The sequence below is a fragment of the Collinsella sp. CLA-ER-H4 genome (assembly GCF_040092395.1).
GTDB lineage: Bacteria > Actinomycetota > Coriobacteriia > Coriobacteriales > Coriobacteriaceae > Collinsella.
The window spans coordinates 1-5,166 of the sequence record NZ_JBBNLQ010000023.1 but is presented as its reverse complement, the minus strand read 5'-3'; the positions used below and the strand labels follow the sequence as shown (position 1 = coordinate 5,166).

General features: G+C 63.2%; 2 rRNA genes. Both read left to right on the top strand.

The features are described from left to right. The first annotated feature begins 179 nt into the window (after positions 1–179). Positions 180–1,685: ribosomal RNA gene (locus tag AAAX34_RS09355) — 16S ribosomal RNA — on the top strand. A 400-nt stretch (positions 1,686–2,085) separates the two neighbouring features. Continuing rightward, positions 2,086–5,061: ribosomal RNA gene (locus tag AAAX34_RS09350) — 23S ribosomal RNA — on the top strand. Together the 16S and 23S rRNA genes form the textbook arrangement of a ribosomal RNA operon. Positions 5,062–5,166 lie beyond the last annotated feature (105 nt).

Genomic DNA, 5,166 nt, shown 5'->3' with positions numbered 1-5,166 from the left:
GTGTCGCATCCGGGCAGACATCGAACCATTTGAAATGGTCTAACTTGGATTTGTTTTTCGCAAGGCCGCCGAGAGGCGGCCCCGAGAAATTCCTTTTCCTATACTAAAACCATATGAATCGAACGGAACCGATCAGCTAATAGTTGTGAGGACCGGACGGGCTCGAAGCCCATACATTTTGGACGGAGAGTTCGATCCTGGCTCAGGATGAACGCTGGCGGCGCGCCTAACACATGCAAGTCGAACGGCACCCCTCCTCGGAGGGAAGCGAGTGGCGAACGGCTGAGTAACACGTGGAGAACCTGCCCCCTCCCCCGGGATAGCCGCCCGAAAGGACGGGTAATACCGGATACCCCCGGGCGCCGCATGGCGCCCGGGCTAAAGCCCCGACGGGAGGGGATGGCTCCGCGGCCCATCAGGTAGACGGCGGGGTGACGGCCCACCGTGCCGACAACGGGTAGCCGGGTTGAGAGACCGACCGGCCAGATTGGGACTGAGACACGGCCCAGACTCCTACGGGAGGCAGCAGTGGGGAATCTTGCGCAATGGGGGGAACCCTGACGCAGCGACGCCGCGTGCGGGACGGAGGCCTTCGGGTCGTAAACCGCTTTCAGCAGGGAAGAGTCAAGACTGTACCTGCAGAAGAAGCCCCGGCTAACTACGTGCCAGCAGCCGCGGTAATACGTAGGGGGCGAGCGTTATCCGGATTCATTGGGCGTAAAGCGCGCGTAGGCGGCCCGGCAGGCCGGGGGTCGAAGCGGGGGGCTCAACCCCCCGAAGCCCCCGGAACCTCCGCGGCTTGGGTCCGGTAGGGGAGGGTGGAACACCCGGTGTAGCGGTGGAATGCGCAGATATCGGGTGGAACACCGGTGGCGAAGGCGGCCCTCTGGGCCGAGACCGACGCTGAGGCGCGAAAGCTGGGGGAGCGAACAGGATTAGATACCCTGGTAGTCCCAGCCGTAAACGATGGACGCTAGGTGTGGGGGGACGATCCCCCCGTGCCGCAGCCAACGCATTAAGCGTCCCGCCTGGGGAGTACGGCCGCAAGGCTAAAACTCAAAGGAATTGACGGGGGCCCGCACAAGCAGCGGAGCATGTGGCTTAATTCGAAGCAACGCGAAGAACCTTACCAGGGCTTGACATATGGGTGAAGCGGGGGAGACCCCGTGGCCGAGAGGAGCCCATACAGGTGGTGCATGGCTGTCGTCAGCTCGTGTCGTGAGATGTTGGGTTAAGTCCCGCAACGAGCGCAACCCCCGCCGCGTGTTGCCATCGGGTGATGCCGGGAACCCACGCGGGACCGCCGCCGTCAAGGCGGAGGAGGGCGGGGACGACGTCAAGTCATCATGCCCCTTATGCCCTGGGCTGCACACGTGCTACAATGGCCGGTACAGAGGGATGCCACCCCGCGAGGGGGAGCGGATCCCGGAAAGCCGGCCCCAGTTCGGATTGGGGGCTGCAACCCGCCCCCATGAAGTCGGAGTTGCTAGTAATCGCGGATCAGCATGCCGCGGTGAATGCGTTCCCGGGCCTTGTACACACCGCCCGTCACACCACCCGAGTCGTCTGCACCCGAAGTCGCCGGCCCAACCGAGAGGGGGGAGGCGCCGAAGGTGTGGAGGGTGAGGGGGGTGAAGTCGTAACAAGGTAGCCGTACCGGAAGGTGCGGCTGGATCACCTCCTTTCTAGGGAGATAAATCTTCTAGAGAGATCAACTTAACTCGAATAGAGGGCAGGAGCCCGTCCGGTAGATGTCGCCCGGAGTAAGTCCCCGCAGCACCCGGTCCCCGGGGTCGCACCCGCGTACCTTGAGAGCCGCATAGCGATAGGAGAGAGATGGAAGAGTATCCTCTTCCAGACTCGATTCTTTTCTGCGATTAAATCAAGAATGATAGCAATCATTCATCCGATCCAAACAAGAAGAATTCACTTATATATGAGTGAGGAGCATCTGATCGCGAGCACAGTGAAACGGACTGTGCCGCGGTATGAGATACCCGAATTGCGACATACGAGCGCTATTCATGATATCGATTAATTAGATTAATTAGCGACACGTGGATGTCCCGCGGGCCCGATGCGGTCCCGCAAGATACCACGGGCGCACGGCGGATGCCTTGGCACAGGGAGCCGATGAAGGACGCGGCAAGCTGCGATAATCCCCGGCGAGGAGCACACATCCTTCGACCCGGGGGTCTCCGAATGGGCGAACCCATGCACAGCAGTGTGCATATCCCCGGCCCGAACACATAGGGCCGGGGAGGACAACCCGGGGAACTGAAACATCTAAGTACCCGGAGGAGAGGAAATCAATCTCGAGACTCCCCGAGTAGCGGCGAGCGAAAGGGGACCGATGGCCAAACCGTCGAGCGGGCATACCCGGCAGGGGTTCCGCCGACGGGGTTGCAGGGCCGCGCATCCGGGGGCTGCCGCCCCCGGGCGCAGGTCCGGCTGGGGAGCGGAACGGCATGGGAGGGCCGGCCGCAGCGGGTGACAGCCCCGTACGCGAACCCAGACCGGACGGCGCGACGCGGTCCCTGAGTAGGGCCGGGCACGTGAAACCCGGTCCGAACCTGGGTGGACCACCATCCAAGCCTGAGTACTACCCTGTGACCGATAGCGCACCAGTACCGTGAGGGAAAGGTGAAAAGCACCCCGGGAGGGGAGTGAAACAGTACCTGAAACCGTGCGCCCACGAGCAGTCGGAGCAACTTTCAGTTGTGACGGCGTGCCTTTTGTAGAATGAGCCAGCGAGTCGCTGGCGCGGGGCGAGGTTAACCGAAAGGGAGCCGGAGCGAAAGCGAGCCTTAACAGGGCGACTTGAGTCCCGCGCCGCGGACGCGAAGCCGGGTGAGCTATCCGTGGGCAGGCTGAAGCGGGGGTAAGACCCCGTGGAGGGCCGAACGCACGTCGGTTGAAAACGGCGGCGATGACCTGCGGATAGGGGTGAAAGGCCAATCAAACCCGGAGATATCTCGTTCTCCCCGAAATAGCTTTAGGGCTAGCGTCGCGCGTTCACCGCCGGAGGTAGAGCACCGGATGGACGAGGGGGCTTCGCCGCCTACCGAATCCAACCGAACTCCGAATGCCGGCGGCCCAGAGCGCGGCAGTCAGAGCATGTGGGCTAAGCTGTGTGCTCGAGAGGGAAACAGCCCGGACCGCCCGCTAAGGTCCCCAAGTTCCAGCCGAGTGGCAAAGGATGTGCGTCCGCCCAGACAACCAGGATGTTGGCTTAGAAGCAGCCATCCATTCAAAGAGTGCGTAACAGCTCACTGGTCGAGTGGACATGCGCCGACAATACACGGGGCTAAGCTGGACACCGAAGCGGCGGGATTTTAATTCATTAGAATCGGTAGGGGAGCTTCCCATGGGCGGAGAAGCCGTCAGGGCGACCGACGGTGGAGCGCATGGGAGTGAGAATGCTGGCATGAGTAGCGAGAGACGAGAGAGTAACTCGTCCGCCGTGAACCCGAGGTTTCCTGGGCAAGGCTAATCCTCCCAGGGTCAGTCGGGGGCTAAGGCGAGGCCGGGAGGCGTAGCCGACGCGCAGCAGGCAGACATTCCTGCACCGCGCACGCGGCGCTACGACCGACGGGGCGACGGATGGGGGTGGCTCGGCGGGGTTCTGGACGTCCCCGTGATGGAGCGCGGCCCGCGGACCAGGGAAATCCGGTCCGCAGAAGGGCGAGGCTCCGGACGAAGCGACTGAGCGAAGCGAGTGAGCCCGAGGTCCCTAGAAAAACCCCTAGGCAGGCGCGTGCGCGCCCGTACCGCAAACCGACACAGGTGGGTGGGTAGAACATACCGAGGCGATCGGGTCAACCATGGTCAAGGAACTCGGCACAATGGCCCCGTAACTTCGGGAGAAGGGGTGCCCGCGCGTACGTGAACCGGCTTGCCCGGGGAGCGGAGGCGGGCCGCAGTGGAGAGGCCCAAGCGACTGTTTACCAAAAACACAGGACTCTGCAGAAGCCGCAAGGCGACGTATAGGGTCTGACGCCTGCCCGGTGCCGGAAGGTCACGCGGAGGAGTTAGCCGATTCGGCGAAGCCCCGAAGCCAAGCCCCGGTAAACGGCGGCCGTAACTATAACGGTCCTAAGGTAGCGAAATTCCTTGTCGGGTAAGTTCCGACCTGCACGAAAGGCGCAACGACTTGGGCGCTGTCTCGACCATGGACCCGGTGAAATTGCACTGGTCGTGAAGATGCGACTTACCCGCGGAAGGACGGAAAGACCCCGTGAACCTTCACTGCAGCTTGGCATTGGCCGCTGGTCCCGCGTGTAGAGGATAGGCAGGAGGCACAGATCCGGAGGCGCCAGCCCCCGGGGAGCCGCCCTTGGAATACTGCCCTCGCGCGACCGGCGTCCTAACCCGAGGCCGTCAACCGGCTCGGGGACCGTGCCAGGCGGGCAGTTTGACTGGGGCGGTCGCCTCCTAAAGGGTAACGGAGGCGCGCGAAGGTCCGCTCGGGACGGTCGGCAACCGTCCTTTTGAATGCAAGAGTACAAGCGGGCTTGACTGCGAGGCCCACAAGCCGAGCAGGTGCGAAAGCAGGCTCTAGTGATCCGGCGGCCCCGAGTGGGTGGGCCGTCGCTCAACGGATAAAAGGTACTCCGGGGATAACAGGCTGATCTTGCCCAAGAGTCCACATCGACGGCAAGGTTTGGCACCTCGATGTCGGCTCATCGCATCCTGGGGCTGGAGCAGGTCCCAAGGGTACGGCTGTTCGCCGTTTAAAGCGGTACGCGAGCTGGGTTCAGAACGTCGTGAGACAGTTCGGTCCCTATCCTCCGTGGGCGCAGGAGAATCGATGGAGGCTGCCCCCAGTACGAGAGGACCGGGGTGGACGCACCTCCGGTGAACCGGTTGTCGACCAACGGCACGGCCGGGTAGCCGCGTGCGGCGCGGATAACCGCTGAAGGCATCTAAGCGGGAAGCCGTTCCAGGGATTAGTTCTCCTTCCGGTAAGGGCCCAGGTAGACTACCTGGTCGATAGACGGCAGGTGCAAGGACGGCGACGTCCTCAGCCGAGCCGCACTAATCGCCCGAGCTCTTCCGGAACCGCACCTCGCGGCCCGCGGGACTGAGCGCTCATGCGCGGTCCGGGCACGAGGATGCCCCCGAGTCACCTCCCCTATGCGCCATGCGGCCCCCAGGGCACGTGAG